Source organism: Marseilla massiliensis (genome assembly GCF_016899855.1).
In the GTDB taxonomy this organism is placed as follows: Bacteria; Bacteroidota; Bacteroidia; order Bacteroidales; family Bacteroidaceae; genus Prevotella.
This window is the reverse complement of sequence record NZ_JACJJG010000171.1, coordinates 1-3,183: the sequence shown is the minus strand read 5'-3', so window position 1 is coordinate 3,183 and position 3,183 is coordinate 1. Positions and strand designations below refer to the sequence as shown.

The 3,183-nt window shown below is 36.3% G+C and carries 3 protein-coding genes; all 3 read left to right on the top strand.

Annotated elements, in window-relative coordinates; all coding sequences use genetic code 11:
- Positions 1 to 151: 151 nt before the first annotated feature.
- The 3 genes from H6A34_RS14000 to kduI all read left to right on the top strand — a co-directional run bounded on the left by H6A34_RS14000 (position 152) and on the right by kduI (position 3,000).
- Positions 152 to 1,264: a hypothetical protein gene (locus H6A34_RS14000; protein ID WP_205106016.1), complete on the top strand. Its 1,113-nt coding sequence runs from the start codon at positions 152 to 154 to the stop codon at positions 1,262 to 1,264.
- A gap of 260 nt (positions 1,265 to 1,524) precedes the next feature.
- Entirely contained in the window at positions 1,525 to 1,704 is a 180-nt protein-coding gene (locus H6A34_RS13995; protein WP_205106015.1) for a hypothetical protein, read from the top strand.
- Positions 1,705 to 2,154: 450 nt separating this feature from the next.
- Positions 2,155 to 3,000, top strand: coding sequence for a 5-dehydro-4-deoxy-D-glucuronate isomerase (kduI, locus tag H6A34_RS13990; RefSeq protein WP_021948979.1), 846 nt, complete (start codon positions 2,155 to 2,157; stop codon positions 2,998 to 3,000).
- The last annotated feature ends 183 nt before the right edge of the window (positions 3,001 to 3,183 follow it).

Below are 3,183 nucleotides of genomic sequence, written 5' to 3'. Positions count from 1 at the left end.
ATTTCAAAAAACCGTGTAATTGACTATGTTTCAATAATTTCAAAGAACTATTTATCCACTTTTACGGGACAGTAGTGTTGCAATAATATCAATTAATCGGTATGCGAAAAACATTATAAGGAGCACATAATTTATAAAATTAATTTTGCTAATGGAAGATTATAAGAATAAAACAAAATATACTGTTTGCAAATCAACCTTATATAAGGTGCCATGTGTTGGGTATATTGTTCAATGCCGTAAGAATGATACTTTTGGAATAATATATGGGGCACGTGATTGTTATGAAAGAACACTGAGATACGATGGTATAATAAATCTTTTTTACTTTAAAAAGGAGAAATATATTACATATAAGCCTTTTACTATTGTTTCATATCTTCAAGAAACCTATTATAATTGTAATAAAAAAGAGGTATCCGATATTATTGCTATAAATGAATTTCAATTCATAAGTACTGATGCAAATAGCAAATCTAAACTTAGAGAAAACGGTTTATATTATACAGATAAAAACTGGAAACTTATGAAAAACGCTATTCCATTTATAGAAAAATCATTTGATGACACTTGTATTGCCATAATGCATCCTCAAATTAATCGACAAAAAAATTGTGTCGAATATTATGTTTCTATGTTTTTTGATATATTAATAGAAATCAATAAACCAGTTTCGTCAATTCTATCTTGTTACTTCAATTTAAATAAACTACGAATTTATGAAAAAACATTACCAATGAATTTTGTTGCAAATAAGATTTCTAAAATTCATAGATATGTAAAAAATTTAAATATTCGTGATGAAGCACAAAAATTTATATCAGGACATTCTGGCTACTTTAAATCTTGCCCAGGAAGTGATGATATGTTTATAATGACAAACTATAAAATGACTACCAGTAAAGATGAATTTATTAAAAGTTTGGTTACACTTGAAGAAAAAACCAATTATCGTTCATGTGTTGGAAGAGGATTAGGAGACGATGATTATGACAATATAGATGAAACTGAAACAGAGAAACTAAGAAATGAATTATGTGAAAATTATGACAAAGATAAACATTTTGCGTTTCTTCTTACATCTTTTATAGAAAATATCAGAGATAATACGGCAATATATAAAATTGCAAAAGACAAAATATATTCATTTATAAATAAAAATGATATTGAACTGTTTCATAAAATATTAAAAGAAGACAACTACAAAAGAATCGTTGAAGAATTTAACAAACATAATTACAGACTTGTATGTATTGACAGATAAATATAAATGCGTAGGGAATAATTACATACCATAAATTTTCGATTGTACTGACTTTCAATGAATGAGAATAGAATTTATTAGTTTTTTTGAGGACTCTTTTAACAACAGCACACATTGTGTCAAATTATCTAAAATTAAAATTTTGTTTTTAAGTATAAATGTAACGGCTTTTTATTAAAAATACAGATGTAAAGTTGTTTTTATGTTCAAAAAAATATATCTTTGTTTCTTGATTTCTAAATAATAAAATAGAAATATTTATGGAAAGAGAGAATGTAATATTAAGGGTATGCGGCGTTTGTGCTCGTTTTAAGAAAGTTCAAGGCGGTGACGTTGAAGAAGGATATTGTCAGATAGCAGACAGTATTTTACATAATAAAGGAAAAGTTTATATATCAACGGACGCAGAGGTATGTGTAAAAAACGGCTATTATAAATAGTCAAATTTATATATTGAGGAAGTAATTGCTTGTGCCTCCGGCCTGAACTATCCAGTTTGCCACTGTGGGGACAGGGGACTGTCCCGTGGAAGTTAATCTTTCCTTTCAACAACAAAGGTAAACATTAACTTTTATTTCCATTTGTGGCTTATCGTTTTTTATCTGCAAACTTAAAGTAGGGACGCTCGGTCTGAACGTCCGGGTAATGTCGTAAACATATAGTTATTGTTTATTTACATGGCATCATTTGGCCGCTCCCATGGTTACCTGGACGCTCAGACCGAGTGTCCCTACAGGTTGGATGGCAACGTTCTTATACCGAACTGATGTTTTTTAAATATTATTCATACAATAATCGCACCCTGATATGTAACGGGTGCGTTTTTTTTAGTAACTTTGCAGGGAGCGATTTTGCATCTTACTAAAACTATTTAAGACAAGACATACATTATGAAGACAAATTACGAAATCCGTTACGCAGCGCATCCCGAGGATGCGAAGAGCTACGACACCAAGAGAATCCGCCGTGACTTCCTCATCGAAAAGGTGTTCACGGCAGATGAAGTCAACATGGTTTACTCTATGTATGACCGCATGCTGGTGGGCGGAGCAATGCCCGTCAACGAGGAACTGAAGCTCGAGGCCATCGACCCTCTTAAGGCTGAGTACTTTACTACACGCCGTGAGGTCGGCATATTCAACGTAGGCCAGGGCGAGGGTGTTGTTAAAGTAGGCGACGAGACGTTCACCCTCGGATACAAAGAGGCTCTTTACATCGGCCGTGGCGACCGCGACGTGTTCTTCAGCAGCAAGGATTCGGCCAAGCCGGCGAAGTTCTACTTCAACAGCGTAACGGCCCACAAGGAGTATCCCTGCAAGAAGGTTACCAAGGCTGACGCCGTGGTTGCTCACATGGGTTCGCTCGAGATGAGCAACGAGCGCGACATCAACAAGATGCTCGTAAGCCAGGTGCTGCCTACCTGCCAGTTGCAGATGGGTATGACGGAGCTGGCTCCCGGCAGCGTGTGGAACACCATGCCCGCCCACGTACACAGCCGCCGCATGGAGGCATACTTCTACTTCGAGGTGCCCGAAGAGCAGGCCGTATGCCACTTCATGGGACAAATCGACGAGACACGCCACATCTGGATGAAGGGCGACCAGGCCGTTCTGTCACCCGAATGGAGCATTCACAGCGCCGCCGCAACCCACAACTATACCTTCATATGGGGTATGGGAGGCGAGAATCTCGACTATGGCGACCAGGACTTCTCGAAGATTACGGATTTGAAGTAAATCATTTATTTGGGAGTTAAGGAGTAATGGAGTAAAGGAGTTAAGACAAATGTCTTGCATGTTAAGATTTTCTTAAGACATTCTAAGATACATTCCTTCATCAAGGCATTTGTCTTAACTCCTTTACTCCATTACTCCTTAACTCCTTGAAAACAAACAAATAAGGAAAACAATGGACACATT

Coding starts and splice junctions, on each gene's coding strand:
- H6A34_RS14000 (WP_205106016.1), top strand. CDS start 152: ATGGAAGATTATAAGAATAAAACAAAATATACTGTTTGCAAATCAACC.
- H6A34_RS13995 (WP_205106015.1), top strand. CDS start 1,525: ATGGAAAGAGAGAATGTAATATTAAGGGTATGCGGCGTTTGTGCTCGT.
- kduI (WP_021948979.1), top strand. CDS start 2,155: ATGAAGACAAATTACGAAATCCGTTACGCAGCGCATCCCGAGGATGCG.